Genomic DNA, 25,914 nt, shown 5'->3' on the forward strand with positions numbered 1-25,914 from the left:
GCTGCCGCTGGCGGCCGATCACCAGCCCGCCACCCGCCCCGATCAACCTCCCCTGCACCAACTGCTGCACCATGCCCATTCCCCTCACGTCGAGGAGGCAGGCCCACCACTCAAAGCCGTCATCCGCGCCAACCCTCGAACGGCCCAACCCCGATCCGCGGGCGCCCCCGTCCTGCTACTGAACTTGATTGAGTGATGTCGGGGCCCGTCGCAGGGTGGCAGGGGCCAGCTCGCGCCTTCCCGGTGTGGCCGGAGCACGAGGATGATGCTCGCGTGATTCAAGATTTCCCGCCGTTGCCGTTGCCCCGGTACGCCGTGGTCCGTATCGGCTGCTCACCAGGGGTGCCTGCCGAGATCGCCGCTGATCTGCGGGAAGTCGGCGTCCCAGCAGGGCTGATCGGTTATGAGTACCAACCGCTGACTGAGGCGACGCTTCTGGACGGGATCGGTAAGAGCGGGGTGGTCGTTTTTGGGTCCAGTGGCCTGTTCGGTGGGCTCGGCGTCGATGTGGCTTCGCGTCGCGTCGTGCAGATCCCCAAGATCGGGTCCGCGACCGGCTGGCATGTGAACAGGGACCTCGAAGCCTTCCACCGGTGCGTCGCGGGCATCATCGCCCGCTTCCCGTTCTACGAGGAAGACGAGGAGGGCAGGTTCCAGGAGGTGGCGGACGAGCTTCGTCGGCTCCTCGCTGCTCTCGATGCCACCGCACTTGCAGACAACGGGTTGTGGGAGACCTTGTGCGATGACGTGGCGATGGGCGACTACGCGAACTGGGAGGAGGAATGAGTCACGTCAGTCCTCCAGGGCCAGGCCGGTGGTTTCGAGGCAGCCGTCGACGAGTTCTGGACGGTACTGGATCCTCTTGAGCCGACGTTTCACGGCTCGGGTGATCTGAGTGAGGTCCGCGGCGGCGAGGTTACCGATCTCGCGTTTGACCAGTGACCAGATGCCCTCCTGTGGGTTGAGGCCCGGAGCGTAGGTGGGCAGGTGGAACACGGTGAGCCACTCGCCGTTCGTCTCGATGAACGCACGCATGTCAGCGGTCAGGTGCAGGCGGAGGTTGTCCCAGACCAGGACAATCGGGCCGCCGAGCTGGATGCGGGCGCGGACGATCAGGTCGCGGAAGTCGCGCATGCCCGCGTGCTTCACCAGGGCACGCGTGTTCCGTCCCAGGAGAAGAAACCGCCGGTGGGGCCGTCGTCCGGGAGCAGGGCCAGGTGGAGGGCGCCCTGAGCGGCCTCGACCGGGTCGCCGCCGAGAGCCGCGGCCCGAGGGGTGAGATCGGTGGCGCGCGCGCCGGGGGCGAGCGCGTTGACCTTGAAGCCGTCCTCGGCCAGCGTCTGGGCGTAAAGGACGGTCAGGGCGTTGAGGGCCGCCTTGGACGACCGATAGGCGGCGGCACCGCCGCTTCCCGGGGTGAATTGGGGGTTGGGGTTCGCGCTCCACGTCAGTGATGCCGTACCGCTGGAGATGTTGACGATGCGGGGGTGCGGCGACCGGCGCAAGGCGGGCAGGAAGGCATTGGTCACCGCCACCAGCCCGAACACGTTGGTCTCGTAGGTGCGCCGGAACTCCTCGGCATCCGTTTCGGCCGGCGGCGCGAGTGACAGCGCGACCCCGGCGTTGTTGACCAGGACGTCCAGGCGGTCCACCTTCGCCGTGGCCTTCGCGATGCCGTCGGGATCGCTCACGTCGAGGATCAGCAGGTGGGCGCCGGCACCGATCTCCTCGACGGCCCGCTGCCCGCGACCGGCGTCGCGGGCGCCCACGTACACCGTGAGTCCCTCCGCGACGAGGAGCCGGGCAATATGTTTGCCGATGCCCTTGTTGGCACCGGTGACCAGCGCTGTGCGTTCATTCATGGCCACCAGGGTTCCGTGATCGCGGGCGCCCTGCCAGGGACAGCCTGTACCTGGCAACGGGAGGAACGGGAGGCGGTATGGCACGGCAGGAGCTGGCCCACTACCTGCGGGACCGCCGGGCGCGGCTGCGTCCGCACGAGATCGGCCTGACACAGACCGGCACCGTTCGCCGCACACCGGGCCTGCGCCGTGAAGAGGTCGCGGAGCTGGCCCATATGTCGGTCGACTACTACGCGCGGCTGGAGCAGGCCCGCGGGCCCAGGCCGTCGGCCGGGATCCTGGACGCGCTGGCCCAGGCGCTGCGACTCACGCCGGCCGAGCGCGGTCACCTGTTCCGCCGGGCGGGGTCGAGCGTGCCCCCCGGCATCAGCGCCATGCGGCGGGTGCGCCCGCATGTGGCCCGGATGCTGGAACGGTTGCCGGGGACCGGTGCCATCGTCACTGACGCGGCGTACGGCGTCATTGCCTGGAACGCTCTGGCCCAGGCACTGCTCGGCGGCGATCTCGGACACGGTACGACGAACCTGGCCCGGCGCCGCTTCCTGGGCCGAGGTGGGATGCACGAGAGCTCCGGCGCTGAGGAGTCCGGGCACATACTGGTGGCACGCGCCGCGGGCGCCAATCCCGGCGGGCCGAACGGACCGGCGGGAGGGTTCCTAGCGGCGCGCCCCGCCGGTCGCGGCGCCAATGAGCTTGCGTACCGGCGGGAAGAGCACCACGAGGGCCACCACATCGGACAGGAAGCCCGGGATGATCAGCAGCAGGCCGCCCAGCAGTTGCAGGCCGCTCTTGCTGTCGATCGGCCGCTTGCGGGGCGCGGTCGCGCTCTGCTCGCCTTCGGGCGCGGGCCGGCGACGCCGCAGGCGCTTCAGGGTCGCCGTCATGTCGTCCCAGTTGCCGAGTCCGGCCCGCCTGGCCACGCCCGCGCCGAGAAGGTATCCCGCCAGCAGGATGAGCAGCACCACGAAGCCGTTGGTGGCATAGGCCACCACGATCATCGCCCAGATCTCCAGCCCCACCCAGACGGCGACCCCCAGCGCCGCCAGCGCATGGGCTGTCAAACGCCGTCGCTTCGACGAGTTGGACAATTCATGATGTATCGGTGGAATAGTGGTCGAAGTCATATCTCCAGTGTGGCGCAATGCTGAGGAGACGGTCACTCGAAGCAGATCGCCATCACTGTGGGTATCCCCTCCTCGTCAGGACGTCACCTCAGTGCCGCCCGGACTCACCGCGCCGGGACGATCTGACCGGAGCTGTTGGGCGACGGCCGAGGCCGTCCGCCACGCCCCTTCGCCGATCGTTTCAGACGGTGTCGACGGCTGCCCGTCCCACCTTTCCTTGCCTCGCCGACGCGAGGAGCACTGCTTCGGCTACTTCTTCGACGGGGCGGCCGGTGCCCGCGTCGATGTGGTCCAGGCCCAGCCGCCCGACGGCGTCAAGCATGAGCGTCTGGTATCGCACGGTGCGGGCCAGGAACTTGTCGATCAGGTAGCGGTTCGGGGCGGGCCTTTGCTCGTAGTGGCCGGCCGCGTGGATGCGGTGGGACAGGACGCTCTCGTCCGCGGTGAGCCATACCGCCGCCGTGTGCGGCAGGGTGAGGTTCGCGACTCTCGTCGGCCACAGTGCTGATCCTTCGAGTACCAGGCCCGCGCGGCCCGTTGTCGCGTCGGCGTGCGCCGCGATCAGCTCCTCGATGCGGGGCCACAGCCGCTGGTAGTGGTCGAGTACGGAGCTGATGAGTTCGTCGACCGTGAGGGATCGGTAGTGCTCATCGACGTGCGGCGGAACATCCCACCCCGGTGTCGGCCAGGGCCGGCCGGGGTGGCGTGCCAGGCCGTCCGTGGAACGGCAGTCGAATCCGAGCCGGTCGGCCACCACTTCGGCCACAGCGGATTTCCCCGCGTTCGACGTTCCGCCGATCAGCACCACGCGCACGTCCTTCACACCCCTGACGCTACGTGCCGCGGCCGACCGTCTCGGACAGATGAGGCAGGCGGATGCCCCGCAGGCGCGCGGCCCCCCGTCAGGGAGTGACGACCAGTCGCCCGGTCACGCCCCCCTCGGCGAGACGGGCCAGCGCTTCGTTGACCCGTTCCAGGGGGTATTCGGCTTCCACGCAGCCCCGGATGAGGCCGCTCGCGGCCATCTCCATGACCGTGTGGGCGTCGGCGAGGGTGGCGCCGACGGAGCCGCGGATCTCGGTTTCGCGTACGACGATGTCGAGCACGTCCAGGGCGGCCGGCCGGCCCGTGTAGCCGACGAGGACGACGCGGCCCCGGGTGCGGGCCATCCGCACCGCCTGGCCGGGAGTGTGTTCGCTGCCCACCGTGTCCACGACCACGTCGCAGCCGCCTGCCCCGGTCGCCGCGCGGACGGCGGCGACCGGGTCGGTGGCGGCCGGGTCGAGCGCGGTGTCCGCGCCATAGCGCAGGGCCTGTTCCCGGCTCGGGCCGTGCGGGTCGACGGTGATGACGCGGGCTCCGTCGGCGACCGCGACCTGGACGACGGCCAGCCCCACGCCGCCGGCGCCGATCACCGCGACGGTCTCCGCCGGCGCGACCCGGGCCACGCAGCGGATGGCGCGCACGGCGGTGGTTCCCGAGCAGCCGAGGACCGCGGCCTCGGCGAAGGCGACGCTGTCGGCGATCGGCACCAGGCGGCGGGCCGACGCCAGGTGGTATTCGCTGAGCCCTCCGTCGGAATCGAATCCGACCTTGGCCGCCGGACTCGGGCAGAGGTTCTCCGAGCCCTCCGCGCACCAGCCGCACCGCCCGCAGCCTTCGTAGTAGTACGCCAGGACCCGGTCCCCGGGCCGGACCGCGGTCCCTTCGCCGGCTTCGGCGACCTCGCCGGCGATCTCGTGGCCGAGCACGATGGGCAGCGGCGGGGTGACGGCGGAGCCGTCGGTCAGGTGGAGATCGGTGTGGCAGAGCCCGGCGGCGCGGACCCGGATCAGCACCTGCCCGGGTCCCGGCACGGGGCGGGGCCGGACCTCGGTCTCCAGGGGCTTGCCCAGCGCCCGCAGCACCGCAGCGGACATGACCGGCGTGACTGACGTACCCGACGTGACCGACGTGACCGGCGTGACATCGCTGGCCATCGACACCTCCGCGAACCGTCCGCCGACGTTTCGGCGGTCTCCGTTCCGGGATCGTCACACGGCGGCTGCGCCCTCTCCGTCGCGCCCGCAGCCGGATTGACGTTTCTCCTGACGTTGACCTGCGGCTATACCCGTCGGCGCGGGCGAAGGTTCACCCGATGGTTGGACGTGGCCGCACCGATCGGCATGTCAGGGCCCGGGCTCGGCGTCACCGTTCCGGCGGACGGCCTGGCGCCTCCGACCTGCGGCATTCGCCGTCGGCGGGCGGTTTTCCGGGGTGGCGGACACCGCGGAAACCAGGAGACCTCGCCCGGTATGTTCCGACTTGTGTGGATCATTGTCCCAGAGAGCGAGCCGTGGACTTCGAAACCTTTCATCAGGCCTACCCGCAGATGCTGCGGTGGCTGATCGACGACCCCGCCTACCGGAACGCTCCGCGCGGCTACGCCAGCCGCGAGCAGCTCGGCGTCCGGTTCCGTCTCGCGCGGGCGGATCAACGGGTGCCGTTCGTACCCGCCCGTCGCGTCAACATCGTCTTCAACTTCGCTGAGGCCCTGTGGTACTTGGCGGGCCGGGACGACCTCGACTTCATCGGCTACTACGCCCCCAGCATCCGCAAGTACTCCGCCGACGGGCACCGGCTGACCGGTACCGCCTACGGCCGGGCCCTGTTCGGCGCCGCCGAGGGCCGCCCGGACCAGTGGCCGGCCGTGGTGGAGACGCTCCGGGACGACCCGGACTCCAAGCGCGCCGTCATCCAGATCTTCCGCGGCGAGGAACTCCAGGTGGCCGGCAATCCGGATGTCTCCTGCACCCTCGGCCTGCAGTTCCTGCTGCGCGAAGGGGTGTTGCACGGCGTCGGCTTCATGCGCGCCAACGACGTGTACCGCGGGATGACCAGCGACGTGTTCTCCTTCACCTTCCTCCAGGAGATGCTCGCCCGCGAACTCGGCGTCGCTGTGGGCTCGTACGTCCACCAGGTCGGATCCCTGCACCTCTACGACCCGGACCACGCACGAGCCGTGGAGGTGCTGGCCGATCCGGCCGCCGACGAAGCCCCGGCCTGGGACTTCCCCGCCATGCCGGCCGGCGACAACTGGCCGTACGTCCGTGAAGTGCTCGCCGTCGAGGAGCAGTTGCGGCTGGGCCGGCACACGCTCCCGGCCGATCCGGCCGGCCTCGGGCTGCCCGACTACTGGTCCCAGGTCCTCGTCCTGTTCGAGGTGCACCGCCGGATCCGGCAGCAGGAGGCCGTGGGCGAGCACCAGTTGGCTCTGCTGTCCCCGCTCTACCGCGCCCTGGTCGAACAGCGCTGGCCGAGCATCGCCCCCGCTCCCGTCGCCGGCTGAAAGGCACCCCGATGACGACCAGCACCCATTGGAAGGACACCGTCGGCGTGGCCGACGGCTTCGACGCCTACGACGACCTGCCCGAACGCCTCATCGGCTACCCCGCGGTGTTCGCCGCCGTGGGCATCGGCTCGCCGGCCGTCCGCACCGTCCTCGACTACGGCTGCGGGCCGGGCAAGGTCGCCGCCCGGATCGCCGCGGCCTGCGACGCCCGGGTGGTGGCGGCCGACATCTCGCCCCGGATGCTGGACATCGCCCGCAGTCGCCGCCCGCACCCGCGCGTCGACTACCGGGAGATCGACAGCGGCAAGCTGACGTTCCTCGCCGACGGCTCCGTGGACGCGGCCATGTCCTGCTACGTGTTCATCAACGTCGGCGACGTCGCGCTCCTGAGCGAGATCGCCGCCGAGATCCACCGCGTGCTGCGCCCCGGCGCCCGTTACGCGGTGCTCGACACCAACCCCGGCACCACGGGGGTCCGCTTCTCCACCTTCCGCAGCGGCGAGCCCGGTCGCAGCTACGGCCCCGGGGAGCGGCGCCGGGTCCTGCTCGAACAGCCCGGGGGCGGTGATCCGCTGGAACTCATCGATCACCACTGGCCCCGCCAGACCTACCTCGATGTCCTCTCCGAGGCGGGCTTCAGCGACCTGACCGTCGAGGAGCCCCTGCTCACCGATCCCTCCGCCCTGCCCGGCGACAACGCCGCCGAGGCGACCCGTCCGCCCTTTCTCATCGTCTCGGGAGTCAAACAGTGACCACTACAGCGGCCGTTCGGCAGACCCGCAGCATCTTCCTCGGCGGTCCCTTCAAGGCGCTCGTCGACACCGACGGCGCCATGGACACCCGGGCCCGCGCCCGGTTTGAGGCGCTGATCGAGGGCCTGGAGGCGGCGGGCTACCAGGTCCACAACGCCCACCGCCGCGAATCGTGGGGGGCGAAGTTCCTGACCCCGGACGAGTGCACCCGGCTGGACTACGACGAGATCGCCGCCAGCAGCGTCTTCATCGCCTTCCCCGGCCACCCCGCGTCCCCCGGCACCCACATCGAGATCGGCTGGGCCTCCGCCATGGGCAAACCGATCGTGCTCCTGCTCGAAGAGGGCCGGGACTACGCCTTCCTCGTCCGCGGCCTGCACACCGTCGCCGACGTCACCTACCTCACCGTCGGCGACACCGGATCCCTCACCGCGGACGTGCTGGACGCCGTGCGGCGCCTGGCCGGGCAGCCGACCGAACCGCCGCCGCGGGCGCCTGACAGCGCCCCCGCGTCCCTGCGCCCCGGACCGCACCCCCGCCGCGCGTTCTTCGCGGCGGGGCGTGGCGACCAGGGGTCCCCGCTGCCGGAGCGGGCCGGTTCCCCGGCCGTCACCGGTCCCGGGCCGGCTCAGGCGTAGACCAGCAGGTGGTCGCACGTGCTCGTGCCGTCGTGCAGCGAATTGTCGCTGTTGAGGACGTAGAAGGTCCCGGCGAATCCGGCGGTGGTCATCTTCGGGACCACGATCAGTGTCTGACGCGCCATGTCCAGCCCCTGCGGCGCCACCACGTACTGCTGCAGCAGCCGGAACAGATTCTGGCCGAGGCTGGGCAGCTTGAGGGCCCGGTACGTGCGATCGCCCGAGCCCTGGGGGCCCGAGATGGACACCTGGTAGGCCGGGGAGCCCCATTGTGCGGGCTGGGGGGCGATGCGGTTCATCATTTCGAGTTCCTGCAGCCGCCGCTGTGTGCTGGCACGAATGCCGGCCATATGGATATGCAACTGGTTGAAGAAGCGGGCGTCCTTGGAGTTGATCCCCAGTCCGATGTCGGCGTATTGCACGGGGACGCTGCCCCCGCTCCGCGCGTTCTGCCATGCGTCGTTCCAGTAGTTCTCCGCCCCGGCGGTCTCGATGAACGGGCATTCGATGCCGGTGATGCGGCAACTGGGCAGCAGCAGATAATTGTGGTGGTTCTCGGGCTTTCCGTGCAGCACCACGTAATGCGGGGTGACCTTCAGGCAGTCGGGCTTGGACTGCCCGGGCGGCGGGGTCGTCCCCTGTGTGCAGTAGCGGACATCGTTCCACAGCGGATCATTGTCGGTGGGGCTGCCGCACAGGGGCTGCAGCGCGGCAGGGGGGCAGGAGGCCGGGCCTGCGCCGGGAGGGGCGGTCGGGCAGGAGTCGGGCGAGAGCTCGGCGCGCAGCGGGTCGGCGGCCGCGGCGGCGCTCCCGGACGTTCCCGCACCGGCCAGCAGGGTGGCCGCGCCCATGGCGCCGGTGAACGCGACGAATTGACGCCGGGACACCTCGGGGGAATTCTTGTGGTCAGTCATGTGTGATCTCCATGGCGATGACCGCCGCTCTGGATTTACCGGCCATGAGCGAGAAGGGGTTTATCTCGCCCGGTTGTGTTCCCTCGCTGATCGCTCACAGGGTAGGCGGTGGAAAGCCGCTTGCCCATCGACCGAATGGGTGGGCACGACGGCCGAGAAGCCTTTCGGCGACCGATCCCGTAGCGTGGAAAGCACGGGTATGCACTCCGTCGTCCGTGGGGAGCTGCAATGGATCTGCCGGTCGGTGGCCCCGGCGATCAGGGCTTTGTGGTGAATTCGCTGGCCGTTGCGGTGGTGGACGGCCGGGGTGTCGTCACCGGGTGGTCGTCCCAGGCCGCCAGGCTGCTCGACCGGCCCGCTTCCCGTGTCTGCGGTCACCGCTTTCAGGACCTGTACGCCCCGCCGGGCACGGACTCGGTCCCCACCACCGCGGCGGCGGGCGTGCCGCGCCAGGGCAGGGTGGAGTTGCGCCGCGGGGACCGGGGACGTATCGAGGTCGACCTGTGGACGGTGCCGCTGACCGAGGACAGCACCGCCAGCGCGGTGCTGTTCGCCGACGCCGCCGAGACGCGTGCGTGGGGGTACGGGACGTCCTTGCTGCGGACGGTCCTCACCCAGGGACGCGTCGCCGTCGCGGTCCGCGGGATGGATCTCGGCCTGGTGTTCCACAACGCCGGGCCGCAGATCGTCGGCGCCCCGGCCGTGCCCGCGGGCAGCCGACTGGACATGATCCTGTCCCCGCAGGACGCGGCTGACGCGGACGCGTCGCTGCGGCGGGTGCGGGATACCGGAATCCCGGTGGTGGCCGATGTCCGGCAGGTGCGGTTCCGGCAGGTCCCCGACCTGCAGCGGGCCCTGTCACTGACGGCGTACCGCCTGCAGGACGCTGGCGGCGCCCCCAGCGGGGTGGTCACGATGACTCACGACGTGACCGAGCAGCAGCGGGTCGGTGACCATCTCGACCTGCTGCACGACGCCGCCGAGCGGATCGGCTTCTCCCTCGACCTGCGCTGCACGGCGCAGGCGCTGGCGGACGTGGCGGTCACCGGATTCGGCGACCTGAGCATCGTCGACCTGGCCGCGTCCGTGCTGCGGGGGGACGAGCCTCCCCTGGTCCCGGGCGACAACACGGCGCTGGTGCGGATGGCGACCGCCTCCTCGACCGGGGTGTGGCCCGGCGAACTGCTGCCCCGCGGATCGCGGTACCCCGTCCTGCGGGAGAGCTCGCCCTTCGAGCGGGTCCAGCGGGGCGAGACCGTCGTCCTCGACCGCGACGAAGTCCTGCAATGGGCCGGCGAGGCGAGCGTGGAGAAATGGGTCCCGGACGGCGCCCACTCGGTGGTCGTCGCCCCGCTGTTCGCGCGTGGTCTGCTCCTGGGAGCGGTGACCGTCTGGCGCGTCGGGCAGCCCCGCCCCTTCGACGCGTCCGAGGCGGGACTGCTGACGCAGATCAGTTCGAGGGCCGCCCTCGGCATCGACAACGCCCGCCGCTTCGCCCGTGAACGCAACGCGGTCCTCACCTTGCAGGAGCGACTCCTCCCCCGGCCCGTCACCGATACGCCCGCCGCGCGGACGGCCGGGGTGTACCGGCCCGCCGGGGGCCGCTGGGAGCCGAGCGGCGACTGGTTCGACGTCATCACGCTGCCGTCCCTCAGGGTGGCCTTCGTTGTCGGGGACGTGGTCGGCCGCGGACTGCGCGCGGCCGCGAACATGGGCCGGCTGCGTGCGGCGGTCCAGACCTACGCGAACCTGGAGCTGGAGCCCGCCGAAGTGCTGGCCCACATGGAAGACCTCGTCCAGCAGCTTGCCGCCGAGGCCCCGGAGGAGCAGGGGGATTCGGTCGGGGCGACCTGCCTGTATGCCGTCTACGACCCGACCACCCGCCAGTGCGTCTTCGCCAGCGCCGGACATCCGCCCCCGGTCGTCGTCAGGCCCGACGGCACCTCGGAGCTGGTCGACGTCGAGCCGGGACCGCCGCTCGGGGTCGGGGGCGTGCCCTTCCAGGGCAGGGTCGTGGACGTGGAACCGGACAGCCTGATCGCCATGTTCACCGACGGCTTGTTCGGTCTGCGGTCGCTGCGGGAGGCCACGGACAGCCTGGAACGGTTGCAGGAGCGGCTGCGCGCCCTGTCCGTGCCGGGCCGGGCTCTGGAGCAGATCGGCGAGGCGCTGGTGGCCGAGGCGGACGAGCAGCCGCCGCGCGACGACATCGCGCTGCTGCTGACCCGGACCCGCCCGGTCCCCTCCCGCAACGTGGCGGCCTGGGAGTTCCCGGCGGATCTGTCGGCGGTGGCGCAGGCCAGGCAGACCGCCGCCCGCCAGCTCGCCGCGTGGGACCTCGACGAGCTGACATCCGCCACCGAACTGGTGGTCAGCGAGCTGGTGACCAACGCCGCACGCTACGCCGGCGGCCCCGTCCGGCTGCGGTTGCTCCGCGACGACTCGGTGCTGATCTGCGAGGTGTCCGATCCGAGCAACACCCAGCCCCGGGTGCTCCGGGCCAGCTCGATGGACGAGGGCGGGCGCGGCCTGTTCCTCGTCGCCCAGTGCACCGCCCGCTGGGGCTGCCGCTACGGCCGGCGGGGCAAGACGATCTGGACCGAGCAACCCCTCGACGGGCGCACCGGCCAGCCGGTCCCGGTCGTCCCAGCCCCCTGACCGTTCTCCGCCCCGATGATGTCCGGCACGGTGCTGGCGCTCATCGCCCAGGGCGCCGAACGCCTCGCCCTGGCCCATCGGGTGTACGAATACCGCGCCGGGCACGATCGGATGGGGGCGCGCCGTCGGGAATCGCCGTCGCCGACGCGCCGGCCGAACTGCTGGACGCGGTGGTCCGGTTGCTGCTCCTGCTCGACGAGCCGCGCGACCGGGCCGTACTGGCCCCGCTGGTCAAGCGGGAGATCCTGTGGCGCCTGATCACCGGCGGGCAGGGCGCGACGGTACGCCAACTCGGCCTGGCCGACAGCAGTCTCGGCCATGTCTCCCGGGCAGTGCGGTGGATCCGTGAGCACTACGCGCAGCCCTTCCGGGTCGAGGACGTGGCCCGCCGCCAGTTCGGCGCGCCCCCGGTCAGGAGGCCGCCGGCCTGCGTCGGACCCTGCCCGCTCCGACCGGCGTCCTGCCCTGCGCGCCGCCGGGCAGGACGGCGGTGATCACCGCTCGGGTGCGGGCGCGGCCCGTGGTCTCCCCGCCGCGGACGGCGGCAGACAACAGCAAAGGCAAGGAGAGTGCTCTCCTTGCCACTCTCAACGTATAGCGCACCGGGGGGCTTGCGGCAAGACCCGGGTGGTGGCGCAGAATCGTCGGCCGTGGCCACAACCGGTGCCCCACAGGAGATTCGACCCGGTCGGCGGCGCAGGTGATCCGACCGGCCGGTGCCGTGCGACGCAGTACGGCCGCCTCGGAGGTAGCGCAGTGATCGAGCAGTACGTGGTGGGCCTTCGCGAGGTCGACGAAACGCAGGTCGCGGTCGTCGGCGGCAAGGGGGCGCACCTGGGCGGGCTGTCGCGGATCGACGGCATCCGCGTGCCGGACGGCTTTTGCGTGACGACGGACGCCTTCCGGCGGGTCATGGCGCAAGCGCCGTCGATCGGCGACCGGCTCGATGAGTTGGCGCGCCTGGACCCGGACGACCGGGAGACGATCGGCACGCTCAGCGCGGACATCCGCCGGACCGTCGAAGGGATCGCCGTCCCGGACGATCTCGCGGCGGCGATCACCCGCGCGCTCGGCCGGCTCGGCGAGCAGGGCGCTTACGCGGTGCGATCCAGCGCGACGGCGGAGGATCTGCCGACGGCCTCCTTCGCCGGCCAGCAGGACACGTATCTGAACGTCGTGGGGCCGGCGGCGGTGCTCCGGCACATCAGCCGGTGCTGGGCCTCCTTGTTCACCGAGCGGGCGGTGACCTACCGCCGGCGTGCCGGCATCGACCACCGTGCGGTCGCGATGGCCGTGGTCGTGCAGCGGATGGTCTTCCCGGAGGCGGCCGGCGTCCTGTTCACGGCCGACCCCGTCACGGGCAACCGGACGGTCGCCACCGTGGACGCCGGCTTCGGCCTCGGCGAGGCCCTGGTCTCCGGCGCGGTGAACCCGGACGTCTTCACGGTCCGCGACGGCGTGGTCGTCGGCAAGGCGATCGCCGCCAAACAGCGGGCCGTTCAGGCCGTGGCGGCGGGCGGAACGCGGGAAGTGGCGATCGACGCGGGGCGGCAGGAGCAGCCGGCGCTGACCGATGAGCAGGTGGTGCGGCTGGTGCGGCTCGGGCGGCGGATCGAGGCGCACTTCGGCCGGCCGCAGGACATCGAGTGGTGCCTGGCCGACGACGGCTTCCAGATCGTCCAGAGCCGGCCGATCACGACGCTGTTCCCCGTCCCCGAGGCCGGCGACCGCGAGCATCACGTCTATGTCTCCGTCGGCCACCAGCAGATGATGACCGACCCCATGAAGCCGCTGGGGCTCTCCATGTGGCAGCTGACGGCGATGGCCCCGATGCACGAGGCCGGCGGCAGGCTGTTCGTCGACGTCACCCGGCGGCTGGGTTCGCCCGCGAGCCGCGCCGCTCTCCTGGAGGTGATGGGGAGAGGCGATCCGCTGGTCAGGGACGCTCTGGAGACCGTCCTCGAACGCGACGACTTCGTCCCGTCGCTTACGGACGCGGGTCCCGGCGGCCCACCGGCCGGTCGCGCGCCCGCCGGTGGTGCGCCCACGCCGATCGCGACCGATCCGGCCCTCGTCACCGGGCTGATCGAGCGCAGCCAGGTGTCCATCGCCGCCCTGGAGCGCGACATCCGGACGAAGACCGGACCGGCGCTGTTCGACTTCCTGCTCGCGGCCTTCGAGGAGCACAAGCGGGTCCTGCGTGATCCGCTGAACCTGCAGGCGATCATGGCGGGGATGGAGGCCACCTGGTGGCTCAACGACACGCTGCTGGAGTGGCTGGGCGAGAAGAACGCGGCGGACACGCTCACGCTGTCCGCCCCCGGGAACGTCACCTCGCAGATGGGACTGGCGCTGCTCGACGTCGCGGACGTGATCCGCCCGCACCCGGAGGTGGTGGCCTTCCTGCGGGGCGTCGAGGACGAGGGCTTCCTGGACGAGCTGGGCAAGCTCGCCGGCGGGGCCGCGGCGCGCGACGCCATCGAGTCGTACCTCGACCGGTACGGCATGCGCTGCGTGGGCGAGATCGACATCACCCGGCCGCGGTGGCGCGAGCGCCCGGCCACGCTTGTGCCCCTCATCCTCGACCACGTCAGGAACTTCGAGCCGGGCGCGGCCGAGCGGCGCTTCGAGCAGGGGCGGCAGAAGGCGCTGGCGAAGGAACAGGACGTGCTGTCCCGGTTGCGGGCCCTGCCGGACGGGGACCGGAAGGCCGACGAGGCCGCGCGGATGATCGCCCGGGTCCGCACCTTCATCGGATACCGGGAGTACCCGAAGTACGGCATCATCAGCCGTTACTTCGTGTACAAGCGGGCCCTGCTGGCGGAGGCCGGGCGCCTCGTGCGGGCGGACGTGCTCGCCGATGAGGAGGACATCTTCTTCCTCACCTTCCAGGAACTCCAGGGGGTCGTGCGCTCGAACCGGGTGGACGACCGGCTCGTCCGGCGGCGCAAGGATGCGTTCCGGTCGTACCACGCGCTCACACCGCCCCGGGTGCTCACCTCGGACGGCGAGGCCGTCACCGGCGCGTACCGGCGCGACGACGTGCCGGCCGGCGCGCTGATCGGCCTGCCGGTCTCCGCCGGGACCGTCGAGGGCAGGGCCCGGGTCGTCCTCGACCTGGGACGGGCCGATCTCGCAGCGGGCGACATCCTGGTCACGACGTTCACCGACCCCAGCTGGTCGCCGCTGTTCGTCGGCATCGCGGGCATGGTGACCGAGGTGGGCGGTCTGATGACCCATGGCGCGGTGATCGCCCGCGAGTACGGCCTGCCGGCGGTGGTGGGCGTGGAGGGGGCCACCCGGCTGATCCGGGACGGGCAGCGGATCCGGGTGCACGGAACCGACGGGTACGTCGAGATCCTGTCGTGACCGACCGACCCGGGGTCAGGCCGCGGCGGTGCGGGCGGCGAGTTCCTTGAGCAGGGCGGTGGCCGCCGCTTCGCCGGAGGCCGGGTTCTGGCCGGTGACGAGGTTGCCGTCGACGACCACGTAGGAGGACCAGGCGGGTCCGGATTCGAAGAGGGCGCCCGCACCGCGCAGTCGTTCTTCGAGCAGCCACAGGGCGTTGGCCGCGAGGCCGACCTGCTTCTCCTCGGCGTCGGTGAAGGCGGTGAGCCGGCGTCCCTTGAAGAGCCAGCTGCCGTCGTCCTGGCCGGCGGCCATGAAACTGGCCGGGCCGTGGCACAGGGAGGCGACGACCTTGGCCGGGTCGTTGAGCATGGCGGCCAGGATGCGGCCGATGTCCGGATTGACCGCGAGGTCCTGCATCGGGCCGTGGCCGCCGGGGATGATGACGGCGTCGTAGTCCGCGGGATCGACGTCCTCCAGCCGCACGGGGGCGGCCAGCAGGTCCTTCGCCGAGTCCAGGTAGTCGCGCAGGTCGGCGACCTTGGCGGCGTCGCCCCCGTTGGCCGACAGGGACAGGCCGAGCTCGTCGGCGACAGCCGGCAGGCCGCCCGGGGTGGCGATGGTGAGGTCGACTCCCGCCTCGGTGAGAACGCGGTGCGGTACGGCGAACTCCTCGGCCCAGAAGCCGGTCGGGCGCTGGGTGCCGTCCTTCTGGCTCCAGAATTTCGCCGAGGTCAGCACCATGAGTACGGATGCCATGAATATCTCCTGCCGTCAGGGCTCGCAATGAGAGCGTCCGCTCCAGCCTATACCTTCCATGGAAGATAGCTTCCATGGAAGGTATAGCGGCGGGCGGAGCTACGGGAGACAGCGCGGGAACGGCCGGAGCGCGTCAGGGCCGGGCGGGCGTCAGGGCCGGGCGGGCGTCAGGGCCGGGCGGGCGTCAGGGCCGGGCGTCGGCGTCCGACTCCTCGACCAGCTGCTGCAACCGGGTCAGCATGTCGAGACACGCCTGGATCTCCTGCTGGTCGAGCTGTTCCAGCCCGCTGTACCGGGAGGAGCAGATCTCCCGCATGGCCGCGTCGGCGATCTCCTTGCCGGCGGGCTCCAGACGGACCAGCAGGCCGCGCGGGACATCCGGATCGGCCACCCGCGTCACCAGCCCGACGTCGACGAGCCGGTCGATCTGCTTGCTGACCGCACCCGAGGTGATCAGCAGCTGCCGGAACAGCTCGGTCGGGCTCACCGCGTAGGTCGGCGCCGACCGCCCGAGCACCAGCAGAACGCGCATCTCGCCGGGGCCGAGGCTGTACGCGCGGGTGAGCCGGACGAAGGCGCGCTCGAAGTGACGTGCCACCCGCTGCACCGCGGAGCCGATCAGGAACGGGGAGACATCCAGCCCGTCCAGCTCGGCGGACCAGGCCGCCGCTACGCGCCGCGGGTCGGGCGACCCGAAGCGCGAACCCCCCGGCGTCTCATGGGTCGGGGACACGAATTCCGCCTTTCGGCTCCGGTGGGCACGCCGTCATCGTATCCCCGGCGCCGGGGGCGGCCCGTGCGCCGGCGATCTCTCGGCTGCGGGACGTCGTCCCCCGGGCCGCGTCCTCCCCCGGCCGCTCAGGGGGTACGGCCGCGGACCCGCGGTGGACCGCAACCGCCGGCGCCGCGACGGAGTCCTTCGCGGTGAAACCGACGCATGAACGTCGGAACCGCGCCCCGACGGCAAGGTCACCGGAACGCACGAGCTGGTCGTCGGGCGGGGATGAACCCGGCCGTCCCCGCCCGGGCCGGCGGGGCTGGGCCGGGGGGCTGGGCCGATCGGTGCAGGTGTGGGGCGGTGGGGCCTGGCGTCGGCGCGGGGCGGGCAGGGATCGGGGTGGAGGTGGATGCCCATGCCCGGCGATGACGTGCTGGTACTCATCGACGAGGGCGGCCGGGTGATCGAGTGGGGGCGTCCGGCCGCGGAACTGCTCGGCTGGTCCACCGAGGACGCCCTCGGCCAGGAGGTCACCGCGCTCCTGCCGGAGGTCGCAGCCGGCGACGAACAGCGGCGGGAGGAGTCCGCGCGAGCCACACCGGTGCTGGTCAAGCCGCTGCTGCGCGGCACCTCCGTGATGTGGCGGGTGCTCGCGGCGGGCGACGCCGTGCCGGGCCGGGACCTGGCGGTGCTGAAGGACCTGTTCGCACCGGCCCCGGTGGGACTGCACGTCCTGGACGACCGGCTGCGCCTGGTCCGGGCCAGTACCGCCCGCCGGGGAAAGCGGGGCCTGCCGGTGGGACATGTGGTGGGCAGGCGCTTCACCGAGGTCTTCGAGGGCGCGGGGTCCGAGGAGGAGACCGCCGTCGCGCGCGGGGTTCTGGAGAGCGGTGAGCCGGTGGTGAACCGGCTCGTCCGGGGCGTCAGGTCAACGGGCAGACCCGGGCGGCGTACCCACTCGGTGTCCTACTTCCGGCTGGAGGGCCCGGACGGCGAGGTGCTCGGACTGGTGGCGTCCGAGGTCGACGTCACCGAACGCGAGAACGCCCAGCAACGCCTGGCCCTCCTCGACACGGTCCGCGACAAGGTGGGACGCGGACTCAACCTCGGGGCCGTCTGCCGGGAGCTGGTCGAAGCGGCCGTGCCCGCCTTCGCCAGCACCGCGGTCGTCGAGGTGATCGAGGACATCGTGCGCGGCGAGGAGCCGCCGCAGGTGCCGGTCCCGCAGGACATCCCCCTGCGGCGGGCGGCCTTCGCGGGCCCCGACCCGGCCTACCCGGTCGGGGAGGTGCGCCCGATGCCGGCCGACACCCCTTTCTCGCACGTGCTGGCCGATCTCCGGCCCCGACTGCTCCCGATCGACGACGACACTCCGTGGCTGGCCGCCGATCCGGTCCGCGCCGAGATCATCCGGCGGTGCGGCGGGCACTCCCTGATCGTGGCGCCGCTGGTCCTGCACGGCCGGGCCATGGGGGTGGTCAGCTTCTACCGCGACCGGCACGCCGATCCCTTCGAGGACGACGACCTCACCGTGGCGTCCGGTATGTGCGCGCACGCCGCGCTGTGCATCGACAACGTGACCCGGTACATGCGCGAGTGGGTCGTCGCACGAACCGTCCAGCGCCGGCTGCTGTCGCGGGAGCCGGCCGGGCACCCGACCCTGGAGACCGCCGAGCTGCACCTGCCGAACCCCGACGGCGGCGGCGCCTGGTCCGACACGATCGCCCTGCCCGGCGCCCGGACCGCGCTGGTCGTGGGCGAGGTGACCGGGGAGGGCATCACCACGGCGATCACCATGGGCCTGCTGCGGACCGCGATCCACACCCTCGCCGCCATGGACCTGCGGCCCGACGAGCTGCTGGCCCGCCTCAACGACACCGCGACCCGACTGGCCGCCGGCTACGCCCCCGCGGATCTCAAGGATCAAGAGCCGCTGACCGCGAGCTGTACCGTCGCGATCTACGACCCCGTCGATCTCACCTGCACGATCGCCCGGGCCGGCATGGCCGAGCCGCTCGCCGTCTTTCCCGACGGCGCCGCCGCCAGCCTGCCGGTCACCCCGGGTCCCCCGCTCGCCGGACCGGGCAGTAGCCCGTTCCCGGCGGCGACCGTCGACCTGCCGGCCGGGACCGTGCTCGCGATCGGCACCACCGTCGTCGCCGACCAGGTGCTGGCCCCGTCCGGTCCGCTGCGCCCGCTCCTGGACGGCGCGGGCAGCGGGCCGCTCCAGGACCGGTGCGACCGCGTCGCCGCGGCGATCGGCGTCGGCCACCGCGCCGGCGAACCGCTGATGCTCCTGGCGCGCACGAAGGCACTGCCCCGCGACCGGGTGCTGACCCGCGACCTGCCCGCGGACGCCGAGGCCGCGCCGATCGCCCGGAAGGCGACCCGCGACCAGCTGGCCGTATGGGGGGTGGACGAGGAGACGGCGTCCACCACCGAGCTGATCGTCAGCGAACTCGTCGGCAACGCCGTGCGCCACGGCGCCCCGCCGCTGCGGCTGCGGCTCATCCTCGGCAGTGTGCTGACCTGCGAAGTCAGCGACGCCGCGACCAGTGCTCCCCACGTGCAGCACGCGCGCACCGTCGATGAGAACGGTCGGGGGTTGTTCATCCTGGCGACCCTCGCGGAGCAGTGGGGCTCCCGCTACCACCCGCAGGGCAAGACGGTCTGGGCCGAGCAGTCCGTGGGAGAACCGGCGGAACCGGCGGAACCGGCCGCCGAACCGACATGAGAAAGGGCGGCGGGACCTGGTGAGGTCCCGCCGCCCTTTTCTACCGGTGCGGCCTGTCAGGCGCGGCCGATCAGTACGCGGAGTTCACGTTGTCCATCGAGCCGTACCGGTCGGCGGCGTAGTTGCACGCCGCGGTGATATTGGCGACCGGGTTGTAGATGTTCCACGACGTGCCGGCCACGTGGTAGCGGTTGAACGTCGGGTTGATCACCTGGAGCAGGCCCTTGGACGGAATTCCGTTCTTGGCGTTGATGTCCCACAGGTTGATCGCGTTCGGATTACCGCTCGACTCACGCATGATGTTGCGGTGAATACCGCTGTAGCTGGCCGGTATTCCCTTGGCGTGCAGAATATCCAGCGACTGCCGGATCCAGCCGTCCAGGTCGTTCGGGTAGGTCTTCACGGCCGGCCGGGGCGCGGCGTGGACCTTCTTGGCGTGGGCGGGTGCCGCGGCCTTGTGCGCGGCGGCGTGCTTGGCCGGCTTGGCCTTGGCGGCCGCCTTGGCCGGGGCGTGCTTGTCGGCAGTGGGCTTCGCGGCCATCGTGTGCGCGGTCGGCACGACGACGGTCTTCATGGTGAGCGTGGCCCCGGTCGCGGTCTTCGTGACGGGGTCGGCCGTGCCGGACGGCGCGGTGAGCGCCGCGACGTGCTGGGGGGCGGAGACGGAGGACCCGGTCGGGGCGCTCGCCGCGCTCGCCGAACCCGCTCCGGCCGTGGCTTCCAGTCCGGTGACTGACAGCACGAGGGCGGTGGCGGCGAGTGCGCCGGCCGTCGTCATCTTCTGCTTCTGCGACAGCCGGTTGAACGTGGAGGACATGGGGAGCTTGTTCGGGATCGTGGGGAGCTGCATACGAGACTTACCTCTTCCATTAGCGGACCCGTGAATTCTTAATCGCTTCCGATTCAGGGGTCAAAGACCTCGTCTACGAATGTGCTTCGTAGCCGGATCCGGAAGAGCGGCCGAATGGTCCGCGCATCGCGTTGTAGGGTGGGGCGGCGCGGTACTAAGCAGCCTTGTATGTGACGCACGTCCTATGGACCGAATCACGAAGGGGCGCCGTCGGTGTCGCTTTGCGTCATGCCTAATGCGCTTTATGTGGCTGCTTTCCAGCCCCCGCCCGGGCCCTTTTTCCGGGCCTTCCGCCCGGGCCGCCGACTCGGGCCGCCGACTCGGGCCACCGGCTCGGGCCACCGCCCCTACCGGCGGGCCTCCGGCCGGCGGGCGGACGGTGGTGCTTAGGTGGGCTTCGCGGCGCGACGGGCCTGAGCGGCGCGCCCCGGTGCTCCCGGTCGCCGCTCGCTGTCCATGCGATAACGACCGTTCGCGCTGTTTCGATGTTCCCGCTGGTCAGCGACCCGTCCGTGGGGTGCCGACCGGCCGATTGGCATGGGGATAGGATCCGATCCCATGACGGATTCCCGGGCCACTTCCCCGGCCGCGCCCGCCTCCACGTTCGGGACCGACCTGCATCTCGACCTGAACGGACCCGGTCTGCGCGCCGGACTCACCGACGCCCTGCGGGAGGCGGTCCGCACCGGGCGTCTCGCGCCCGGCACCCGGCTGCCGTCGTCCCGTTCGCTGGCCGGTGATCTCGGGATCGCCCGCAACACCGTGACCGAGGCCTACGCCGAACTGGTCGCCGAGGGCTGGCTCACCGCCCAGCAGGGCTCCGGGACGAAGGTGGCCCGGCGGACCGAGCCCCGTACGGCCGCGCCCGCCGCCGCCCGCACGGCGACGGCCCCCGGCCCTCCCCAGTACGGCCTGCTGCCGGGTCCGCCGGACCTCGCGGAGTTTCCGCGCGCGAAGTGGCTCGCCGCGGCCCGCCGCGCGCTGACCGCGGCGCCGCACGACGCGTTCGGCATCGGTGACGCCCTCGGCAGGGTGGAGCTGCGTACCGCCCTGGCGGACTACCTGGCACGGGCCCGCGGGGTGTACGCCGAGCCGGACCGGGTCGTGCTCTGCTCCGGATTCCGCCACGGTCTGATGCTGATGGCCCACACCCTCCGGCAGCGGCGGGTACGGACCGTGGCGGTCGAGTCGTACGGCCTCGATGTCCACCGCGACGTGCTGACCGGTGCCGGGCTGCGTATCCCGGCTCTGCCCGTCGACGAACACGGCGCGCGTACCGGGGATCTGACCCGGCTGCGGGGCGTCGGCGCGGTGCTGTTGACCCCGGCGCACCAGTTCCCGACCGGGGTCGCGCTGCGTTCGGATCGGCGTGCGGCGGCTGTCGACTGGGCGCGGTCCACCGGTGGTTGGATCCTGGAGGACGACTACGACGGGGAGTTCCGCTACGACCGCCAGCCGGTGGGCGCGTTGCAGGGCCTGGACCCGGAGCGGGTGGTGTATTTCGGCACCGCGAGCAAGGCGCTGGCGCCGGGGCTGCGCCTGGCCTGGATGGTGGTGCCGGGCAAACTGGTGCCCGGGATCGTGGCCGCCAAAGGGCGCGCGGAGTGGATGTCGAGCGCGCTGGAGCAGTTGACGCTCGCGGAGTTCATCGCGTCGGGGGCGTACGACCGCCAGGTGCGCTCGATGCGGCTGCGCTACCGGCGGCGCCGCGACCAACTGGTCGCGGCGCTGGCACGGAACGCGCCCGGCGTCCGGGTCAGCGGGATGGCCGGCGGCCTGCAGGCGGTGGTCGAACTGCCGCCCGGGACCGAGCGGTCGGTCGTCCGGGCCGCGGCCCGGCAGGGCCTGACGGTCAGTGGGATGGCGGAGTTCCGCTACGAGGAGGCGGGCTCGGCAGGGCGGTCGGCCGTGCGGGACGCACTGGTGGTCAACTACGCGGCGCCGTCGGACAGCGCGTGGGCGGGCACGCTCGAAGCCTTGTGCAGGGTGATGCCGTAGGCGGGGCCGACCGGCGGTGGGTCCCCGGTCCGGTCCCGGGACGGGGGACAGCCGGAGAAGTGGCCCATGAATCCGAGCGGGAAATGGTCCGTGGATCGGGACCACTGGACGCGTACTGTGAGGAACCCGCCGTCCTCCGCCGCCCTGCCCACCACCGGCTCATCACCCCCTCGGGAGCACCGCAACCATGACCGCCCTCGCCTTCCGCGCCCTGCACCAGGGCCGGACCACCGGCCACCCCCTCGTCCTGCCGGGGCCCTGGGACGCGGCCAGCGCCCAGGCCCTCGCCGACGCCGGTTTCCCCGCGCTGGCCACCCCGAGCGCCGGAATCGCCGCCTCGCTCGGCTACGCGGACGGCTCGACCCCGCCTGAGGAGATGTTCGCCGCGGTGGCCAGGATCGTCCGGGCCGTCCCGGTGCCGGTGTCCGCCGACATCGAGGGCGGCTACGGCCTGGCTCCCGGCGAACTGGTCGGGCGGCTGCTGGAGGCCGGCGCCGTCGGCTGCAATCTGGAGGACTCCGAGGGGCACAGCACCCTCAAGGACCCGCAACGGCACGCGGACTGGCTGGCCGAGGTACGGGCGGCGGCGGGTGACGCCCTCTTCATCAACGCACGGGTCGACACCTTCCTGTTCGGCACGGGTGATCCGGCCGACGCGGTGGCGCGGGCCCGTCTGTACGTGGCCGCGGGCGCGGACTGCGTGTACCCGCTGCTGGCACCGCTGGAGGCTTTCCCCGCGCTGCGGGAGGGCATCGAAGGGCCCATCAACATGGCCGCCCGGCCGGACCGGGAATCGGTGGCCGAGCTGACACGGGCGGGCGCGACGCGCATCACCTTCGGTCCGGGGATGCAGCGGCACGCGGCCGAGGCGACCGGCGCACTCGGGGCGGGGCTGCGCGGGTGAGGGCGGGTGCCACCGCCGCTGACCCGAACGCCCCGGCCGGGCACCCCGAAGGCGCTTTCGACCTTCGGGGTGGTGCGGGGGTTCGGGTGGTGCGGGAAATCGGGGTGGCGCGGGAAACGGGGTGCTGCGGGGATCGCCGTGCTAGACGCCCGGCGTGTAGTGGCCGGGGATCATCCGGGTCGACACCCCGAAGCGGTTGAACGCGTTGATCGCCGTGATCGCGCCGATGAGGTGGGCGAGTTCGGTCGCGTCGAATTCCGCCGCCGCCTTCGCGTACACCTCGTCCGGGACGAATGCGTCGGTGAGGACCGTGATCGCCTCGGTCAGCTCGATCGCCGCGATCTCCTTGGCCGTGTAGAAGTGCTTCGCCTCGGTCCAGGCGCTGAGCTGGATGATCCGCGTCGCCGATTCGCCGGCGGCCAGCGCGTCCTTGCTGTGCATGTCCAGGCAGAAGGCGCAGTGGTTGATCTGGGAGGCCCGGATCTTCACCAGGTTGAGCAGGGCCGGCTCGACACCGCGCCGGGCTGCCGTGTCGAGACGGATCAGCGCCTTGTAGACCTCGGGCGCGAGCTTCATCCAGTCCAGCCGCTGCGTGTGCTCGGGGAGGTGTTCGGTTTCCGCGGGGGTGTCGTTGGTCGTCATACCGGCAACGCTACGCAACAAGTGGACCCTTGCACTGGTCCATTCTCGCCCGGAAATCGTGGGCCACTTCGGCACTCGCCACACCGCAGCCGGCCGGCCCCGCGGGTGCCCCCGCCATCCGCCCGCGCCCCGGCCCCCGCGCCCGCACGCCGGATCAGCGCAGGTGCTTGATCACCTCGGCGAAGGCGGCCATGTGGGGCTCCAGGACGCTGATGTAGCTGACGCCGAACTGCTCGCGGTAGCGCAGCAGCCGGTCCGCGATCTCCTGCGGCGAGCCGACCAGTACCCCGGGCAGCTCGCCGAGCTGGGTGTCGTCGAGGCCGCTGGCCTGGCGGATGATGGTGAGGTCGACCTGGTCGGTGCTCCCGCCCACGGCCGCGACGAAGAGGTTCAGCTCGATGTCGCCGAAGCGGTCGCCGGCCGCGTCCCGCAGCACCTGGACGCGGCGGGCGAGGGCGTCCTCCGGGGCCAGGCCCGGTGTCACTCCCGCCATGATGGAGAAGCTGAAGATGTCGGCCTCGCGGCCGGCCAGGCCCAGCATGCGGTCGCCGGCGCCGCCCAGCATGATCGGCGGCTTGGGGCTGTCGGGCTCCGCGGCCAGCAGCTCGCGGGTCGCCGCCAGGGTCGTCTCCAGATTCCGCAGTCGCTCCCCCGGGGTGCCGAAGGGCAGACCCACGGCTTCGAACTCGGCCGGGACGTAGCCGGCGCCGAGTCCCAGCTCGAGGCGGCCGTCGGTGAGGCGGTGCACGGCGGCGACATCGCGGGCCAGGTAGGTGGGGCTGAGAATGCCGGCGTTGAGCACGAAGGTGCCGAGCCGGATGCTCGTCACGTCGGCGGCGGCCACCAGCGCCGGGAAGGGCGCGGGCAGGCCCAGGTGGTCGGCGACCTGGATCACGTCGTAGCCGAGGTCCTCGGCCTCGCGCACGCGGGCGCGCCAGACGGACCGGGAGCCGGCGGTGAACAGGCTGACACCGAAACGGAACGGGTGCTGCTGGGTCATGACAGTCCTTCGTGCGGATGAGCGGGCGGGCGGTTGAGCGGGTGGGCGGCGGACACAGAGCTGAGCGACCGGGCGGCTGAGCCGGTGGGCCGGAACAGCCCTGTCCATACAACGTGCCGCGGCGCTCTTGTGTTCACTCCAGGTGGCGAAAGTCACCCGGGTTTCGGGCATCAGGGAACGCCACGGAAACGCCGGGCGAACAGCCCGGTGCGGGCCGCCGTCGTGCGGGGTCCGCCCCGCCGGACGCTAGCTCACGGCCCCGGCTATCGCGCTGACCAGGGCGGAGAGCAGGGCCGTCCCGCCGAGGGCCGCAAGCGCCGCTCCGCTGCCACGCGGGAAGGAGCGGCGGGCCAGCGCCGCGGCGGTCGCCGCGAGGGCGCCGGCCATCGTCACTCCGAGCAATGCCACCGTGAGCCAGCCGCAGAACGCCGCGACTCCGACCCTCACGTAGCCGCCCGCGTGGGTCCGCTGCACCGGGAACACCGCGCCCGGCGACAGACGCTGGGAGATCGCCGCGGCCGGATCCACCGTGGCGCCGTCGTCGGACCGGAAGGTTCCCTCGCACCGGCGGTGCCGCTCCCGCGGTGCGCCGACGTCCGCGCAGGACCGGATGGTGATCACGCCGGGAGTCCCCTCCCACCGTGCGGCGTAGGCGAGGTCCGGCACGCTGACCACGAGCGCCCCGACCGTACCGGCCAGCAGCGCCGCCACGAAGACCACCAGGGCCAACACGCTGCGCGCGCCGGACAGTCGGAGGTCTCCCAACCCTGTGCGCGGCATCCGTGCCCCCGCCCGTCACACGTCCTGGGGACGTTGTTCCCGTGCGCGCTGCCGTTGAAGCAGCGGGAAGTACACCCGCCCGATCAGGAGCGGTGCGGCGAACCACAGCACCCACCCGTAGGAGGTGACGAAGAAGACCGGTATGGACAGGCCGAATCCGGTGATGACGCCGTAGAGGTGGTCCCAGCCGCCGCCCGCCAACGGCGACCGGGCACCGTCGGCACGCAACTGGTGGGTGCTCAGATGATGCGACGCCGCGAGGAGCGCGACGCCCGCCAGTACCTGGAGGAGCGCGTAGAAGCCGAACCGCAGGGCGTGCGCGGTAAGGGTGTCGTCGCCCTCGGTGGTGAGCATCTTGGTCGCGAGGGGGTTCAGCACGATCATCAGCAGCCAGGACATGTTGATGCTGCGCAGCCGGGGATCGGTCCGTTCGACGGCGCGGTAGATGCGGTGGTGCTGTCCCCAGGACGCGGCGATGGCGTAGAAGCTGATCAGGAACGCCAGATAGTGGTCACCGTGGTCGTGCACCGAGGACCAGAACTCCGCGGCGGTGTGCCCGCCGGGGACGGGGAGTTCGAGGGCGAGCAGCGTGATGGCGATCGCGACCACCGCGTCGGAGAAGAGGATCAGCCGGTCGGCGGCGCGGGCGTCGAAGTCCTGTTCGTTGGCCACGGTGACCCGTCCCCCTCGATCGCGGCGCGGTGGACGTCGTACGGTCCGGCGTCCCCGAGGCGAGTCAGTAGATCACCCGCCGCCACGCCGGGTCCACCCGGGTTTCGGTCGCGCGGCGAGGTGGGTGGTAGGGCCCCGGCTCCGGGCTCCGCCGCGTGCCCGCGGGGGCGCGCGCCCGCGGGCCGTCCCCGTCCGGGTGAACGCCGTCACTCCGACGCCCACCGCCCTCT

23 protein-coding genes and 2 pseudogenes are annotated in these 25,914 nt (G+C 71.9%); 12 read left to right on the forward strand and 13 right to left on the reverse strand.

Annotation, left to right across the window (positions count from 1 at the left end):
• Together GA0115240_RS37710 and GA0115240_RS26845 are read left to right on the forward strand one after the other, a co-directional pair.
• Positions 1–196, forward strand: a 196-nt coding sequence (locus GA0115240_RS37710; RefSeq protein ID WP_218087440.1) for a hypothetical protein, incomplete at its 5' end; no start/stop codon positions are given.
• A gap of 77 nt (positions 197–273) precedes the next feature.
• On the forward strand, positions 274–786 hold the full coding sequence (locus tag GA0115240_RS26845) for an SUKH-4 family immunity protein (RefSeq protein ID WP_256069996.1): 513 nt from the start codon (positions 274–276) through the stop codon (positions 784–786).
• 6 nt (positions 787–792) lie between these two features.
• On the opposite strand, the gene GA0115240_RS26850 is transcribed toward GA0115240_RS26845, so the two are convergent.
• Complete coding sequence (locus GA0115240_RS26850) at positions 793–1,134, reverse strand: transposase (protein WP_093740572.1); 342 nt, start codon at positions 1,132–1,134, stop codon at positions 793–795.
• Positions 1,135–1,145: 11 nt separating this feature from the next.
• Positions 1,146–1,862: an SDR family oxidoreductase gene (locus tag GA0115240_RS26855; RefSeq protein ID WP_093740522.1), complete on the reverse strand. Its 717-nt coding sequence runs from the start codon at positions 1,860–1,862 to the stop codon at positions 1,146–1,148.
• A gap of 77 nt (positions 1,863–1,939) precedes the next feature.
• Here GA0115240_RS26855 and GA0115240_RS26860 point away from each other — a divergent pair.
• Positions 1,940–2,477: pseudogene (locus tag GA0115240_RS26860) on the forward strand (helix-turn-helix domain-containing protein); the annotation flags it as partial.
• Between the two features lie 41 nt (positions 2,478–2,518).
• Here the strand turns inward: GA0115240_RS26860 and GA0115240_RS26865 are convergent.
• The 3 genes from GA0115240_RS26865 to GA0115240_RS26875 form a co-directional block, all read right to left on the reverse strand.
• Entirely contained in the window at positions 2,519–2,923 is a 405-nt protein-coding gene (locus tag GA0115240_RS26865; protein ID WP_161302480.1) for an FxsA family protein, read from the reverse strand.
• A gap of 244 nt (positions 2,924–3,167) precedes the next feature.
• A complete protein-coding gene (locus tag GA0115240_RS26870) occupies positions 3,168–3,809 on the reverse strand; it encodes a hypothetical protein (protein ID WP_256069997.1) in 642 nt (213 codons plus the stop codon).
• Positions 3,810–3,888: 79 nt separating this feature from the next.
• Positions 3,889–4,965 (reverse strand): alcohol dehydrogenase catalytic domain-containing protein, encoded by a 1,077-nt coding sequence (locus GA0115240_RS26875; RefSeq protein ID WP_093740528.1) that lies wholly within the window; start codon positions 4,963–4,965, stop codon positions 3,889–3,891.
• A gap of 356 nt (positions 4,966–5,321) precedes the next feature.
• Here GA0115240_RS26875 and GA0115240_RS26880 point away from each other — a divergent pair, with 356 nt between their 5' ends.
• The 3 genes from GA0115240_RS26880 to GA0115240_RS26890 are packed head-to-tail and all read left to right on the forward strand — an operon-like array spanning position 5,322 to position 7,707.
• Positions 5,322–6,314 carry a thymidylate synthase gene (locus tag GA0115240_RS26880; protein WP_202451779.1) on the forward strand — a complete coding sequence of 331 codons (993 nt, stop codon included), beginning with the start codon at positions 5,322–5,324 and terminating at the stop codon, positions 6,312–6,314.
• An 11-nt stretch (positions 6,315–6,325) separates the two neighbouring features.
• Positions 6,326–7,069, forward strand: coding sequence for a class I SAM-dependent methyltransferase (locus GA0115240_RS26885; protein ID WP_093740530.1), 744 nt, complete (start codon positions 6,326–6,328; stop codon positions 7,067–7,069).
• Positions 7,066–7,707 (forward strand): nucleoside 2-deoxyribosyltransferase, encoded by a 642-nt coding sequence (locus GA0115240_RS26890; protein WP_202451780.1) that lies wholly within the window; start codon positions 7,066–7,068, stop codon positions 7,705–7,707. Before GA0115240_RS26885 ends, GA0115240_RS26890 begins: the two co-directional genes overlap by 4 nt.
• Here GA0115240_RS26890 and GA0115240_RS26895 read toward each other — a convergent pair.
• Entirely contained in the window at positions 7,698–8,621 is a 924-nt protein-coding gene (locus tag GA0115240_RS26895) for a CDP-diacylglycerol diphosphatase (protein ID WP_237555232.1), read from the reverse strand. The two genes, GA0115240_RS26890 and GA0115240_RS26895, sit on opposite strands and share 10 nt — an antisense overlap.
• Before the next feature lie 228 nt (positions 8,622–8,849).
• Between GA0115240_RS26895 and GA0115240_RS26900 the strand changes: the two genes are divergently transcribed.
• The 3 genes and pseudogenes from GA0115240_RS26900 to rph all read left to right on the forward strand — a co-directional run bounded on the left by GA0115240_RS26900 (position 8,850) and on the right by rph (position 14,648).
• Positions 8,850–11,279: an ATP-binding SpoIIE family protein phosphatase gene (locus tag GA0115240_RS26900; protein WP_093740532.1), complete on the forward strand. Its 2,430-nt coding sequence runs from the start codon at positions 8,850–8,852 to the stop codon at positions 11,277–11,279.
• A gap of 9 nt (positions 11,280–11,288) precedes the next feature.
• Positions 11,289–11,668: pseudogene (locus GA0115240_RS26905) on the forward strand (AraC family transcriptional regulator); the annotation flags it as partial.
• A gap of 367 nt (positions 11,669–12,035) precedes the next feature.
• Entirely contained in the window at positions 12,036–14,648 is a 2,613-nt protein-coding gene (gene rph / locus GA0115240_RS26910; protein WP_093740534.1) for a rifamycin-inactivating phosphotransferase, read from the forward strand.
• A 15-nt stretch (positions 14,649–14,663) separates the two neighbouring features.
• On the opposite strand, the gene GA0115240_RS26915 is transcribed toward rph, so the two are convergent.
• Complete coding sequence (locus GA0115240_RS26915; protein WP_093740536.1) at positions 14,664–15,386, reverse strand: type 1 glutamine amidotransferase domain-containing protein; 723 nt, start codon at positions 15,384–15,386, stop codon at positions 14,664–14,666.
• A 184-nt stretch (positions 15,387–15,570) separates the two neighbouring features.
• A complete protein-coding gene (locus tag GA0115240_RS26920; protein ID WP_093740538.1) occupies positions 15,571–16,119 on the reverse strand; it encodes a MarR family winged helix-turn-helix transcriptional regulator in 549 nt (182 codons plus the stop codon).
• A 400-nt stretch (positions 16,120–16,519) separates the two neighbouring features.
• On the opposite strand from GA0115240_RS26920, the gene GA0115240_RS26925 reads away from it, so the two are divergent.
• Positions 16,520–18,838, forward strand: coding sequence for a SpoIIE family protein phosphatase (locus GA0115240_RS26925; RefSeq protein WP_161302482.1), 2,319 nt, complete (start codon positions 16,520–16,522; stop codon positions 18,836–18,838).
• 70 nt (positions 18,839–18,908) lie between these two features.
• Here the strand turns inward: GA0115240_RS26925 and GA0115240_RS26930 are convergent, their stop codons facing one another.
• Positions 18,909–19,688: a transglycosylase SLT domain-containing protein gene (locus GA0115240_RS26930; RefSeq protein ID WP_093740542.1), complete on the reverse strand. Its 780-nt coding sequence runs from the start codon at positions 19,686–19,688 to the stop codon at positions 18,909–18,911.
• Positions 19,689–20,246: 558 nt separating this feature from the next.
• Between GA0115240_RS26930 and GA0115240_RS26935 the strand changes: the two genes are divergently transcribed.
• Positions 20,247–21,686: a MocR-like pyridoxine biosynthesis transcription factor PdxR gene (locus GA0115240_RS26935; protein ID WP_093740544.1), complete on the forward strand. Its 1,440-nt coding sequence runs from the start codon at positions 20,247–20,249 to the stop codon at positions 21,684–21,686.
• 187 nt (positions 21,687–21,873) lie between these two features.
• The gene (locus tag GA0115240_RS26940; RefSeq protein ID WP_093740546.1) at positions 21,874–22,590 is read left to right on the forward strand and encodes an isocitrate lyase/PEP mutase family protein; all 717 of its coding nucleotides are present in this window, start codon (positions 21,874–21,876) and stop codon (positions 22,588–22,590) included.
• 141 nt (positions 22,591–22,731) lie between these two features.
• Here the strand turns inward: GA0115240_RS26940 and GA0115240_RS26945 are convergent, their stop codons facing one another.
• The 4 genes from GA0115240_RS26945 to GA0115240_RS26960 all read right to left on the reverse strand — a co-directional run bounded on the left by GA0115240_RS26945 (position 22,732) and on the right by GA0115240_RS26960 (position 25,684).
• Entirely contained in the window at positions 22,732–23,232 is a 501-nt protein-coding gene (locus GA0115240_RS26945) for a carboxymuconolactone decarboxylase family protein (protein ID WP_093740548.1), read from the reverse strand.
• Positions 23,233–23,386: 154 nt separating this feature from the next.
• Positions 23,387–24,232, reverse strand: a complete 846-nt coding sequence (locus tag GA0115240_RS26950) for a TIGR03621 family F420-dependent LLM class oxidoreductase (protein WP_093740550.1) — start codon at positions 24,230–24,232, stop codon at positions 23,387–23,389.
• A 246-nt stretch (positions 24,233–24,478) separates the two neighbouring features.
• Positions 24,479–24,997, reverse strand: coding sequence for a hypothetical protein (locus tag GA0115240_RS26955; RefSeq protein WP_093740552.1), 519 nt, complete (start codon positions 24,995–24,997; stop codon positions 24,479–24,481).
• A 30-nt stretch (positions 24,998–25,027) separates the two neighbouring features.
• On the reverse strand, positions 25,028–25,684 hold the full coding sequence (locus tag GA0115240_RS26960; RefSeq protein WP_093740554.1) for a TMEM175 family protein: 657 nt from the start codon (positions 25,682–25,684) through the stop codon (positions 25,028–25,030).
• Positions 25,685–25,914: the final 230 nt, after the last annotated feature.

The sequence above is a fragment of the Streptomyces sp. DvalAA-14 genome (genome assembly GCF_900091855.1).
GTDB lineage: Bacteria > Actinomycetota > Actinomycetes > Streptomycetales > Streptomycetaceae > Actinacidiphila.

Bases quoted from the DNA above. Each gene is read 5' to 3' on its own strand.
- GA0115240_RS26900 (WP_093740532.1), top strand. From the start codon at position 8,850: ATGGATCTGCCGGTCGGTGGCCCCGGCGATCAGGGCTTTGTGGTGAAT.
- GA0115240_RS26855 (WP_093740522.1), bottom strand. From the start codon at position 1,862: ATGAATGAACGCACAGCGCTGGTCACCGGTGCCAACAAGGGCATCGGC.
- GA0115240_RS26940 (WP_093740546.1), top strand. From the start codon at position 21,874: ATGACCGCCCTCGCCTTCCGCGCCCTGCACCAGGGCCGGACCACCGGC.
- GA0115240_RS26850 (WP_093740572.1), bottom strand. From the start codon at position 1,134: ATGCGCGACTTCCGCGACCTGATCGTCCGCGCCCGCATCCAGCTCGGC.
- GA0115240_RS26935 (WP_093740544.1), top strand. From the start codon at position 20,247: ATGACGGATTCCCGGGCCACTTCCCCGGCCGCGCCCGCCTCCACGTTC.
- GA0115240_RS26875 (WP_093740528.1), bottom strand. From the start codon at position 4,965: ATGGCCAGCGATGTCACGCCGGTCACGTCGGTCACGTCGGGTACGTCA.
- GA0115240_RS26925 (WP_161302482.1), top strand. From the start codon at position 16,520: ATGCCCGGCGATGACGTGCTGGTACTCATCGACGAGGGCGGCCGGGTG.
- GA0115240_RS26945 (WP_093740548.1), bottom strand. From the start codon at position 23,232: ATGACGACCAACGACACCCCCGCGGAAACCGAACACCTCCCCGAGCAC.
- GA0115240_RS26950 (WP_093740550.1), bottom strand. From the start codon at position 24,232: ATGACCCAGCAGCACCCGTTCCGTTTCGGTGTCAGCCTGTTCACCGCC.
- GA0115240_RS26915 (WP_093740536.1), bottom strand. From the start codon at position 15,386: ATGGCATCCGTACTCATGGTGCTGACCTCGGCGAAATTCTGGAGCCAG.
- GA0115240_RS26930 (WP_093740542.1), bottom strand. From the start codon at position 19,688: ATGCAGCTCCCCACGATCCCGAACAAGCTCCCCATGTCCTCCACGTTC.
- GA0115240_RS26895 (WP_237555232.1), bottom strand. From the start codon at position 8,621: ATGACTGACCACAAGAATTCCCCCGAGGTGTCCCGGCGTCAATTCGTC.
- GA0115240_RS26885 (WP_093740530.1), top strand. From the start codon at position 6,326: ATGACGACCAGCACCCATTGGAAGGACACCGTCGGCGTGGCCGACGGC.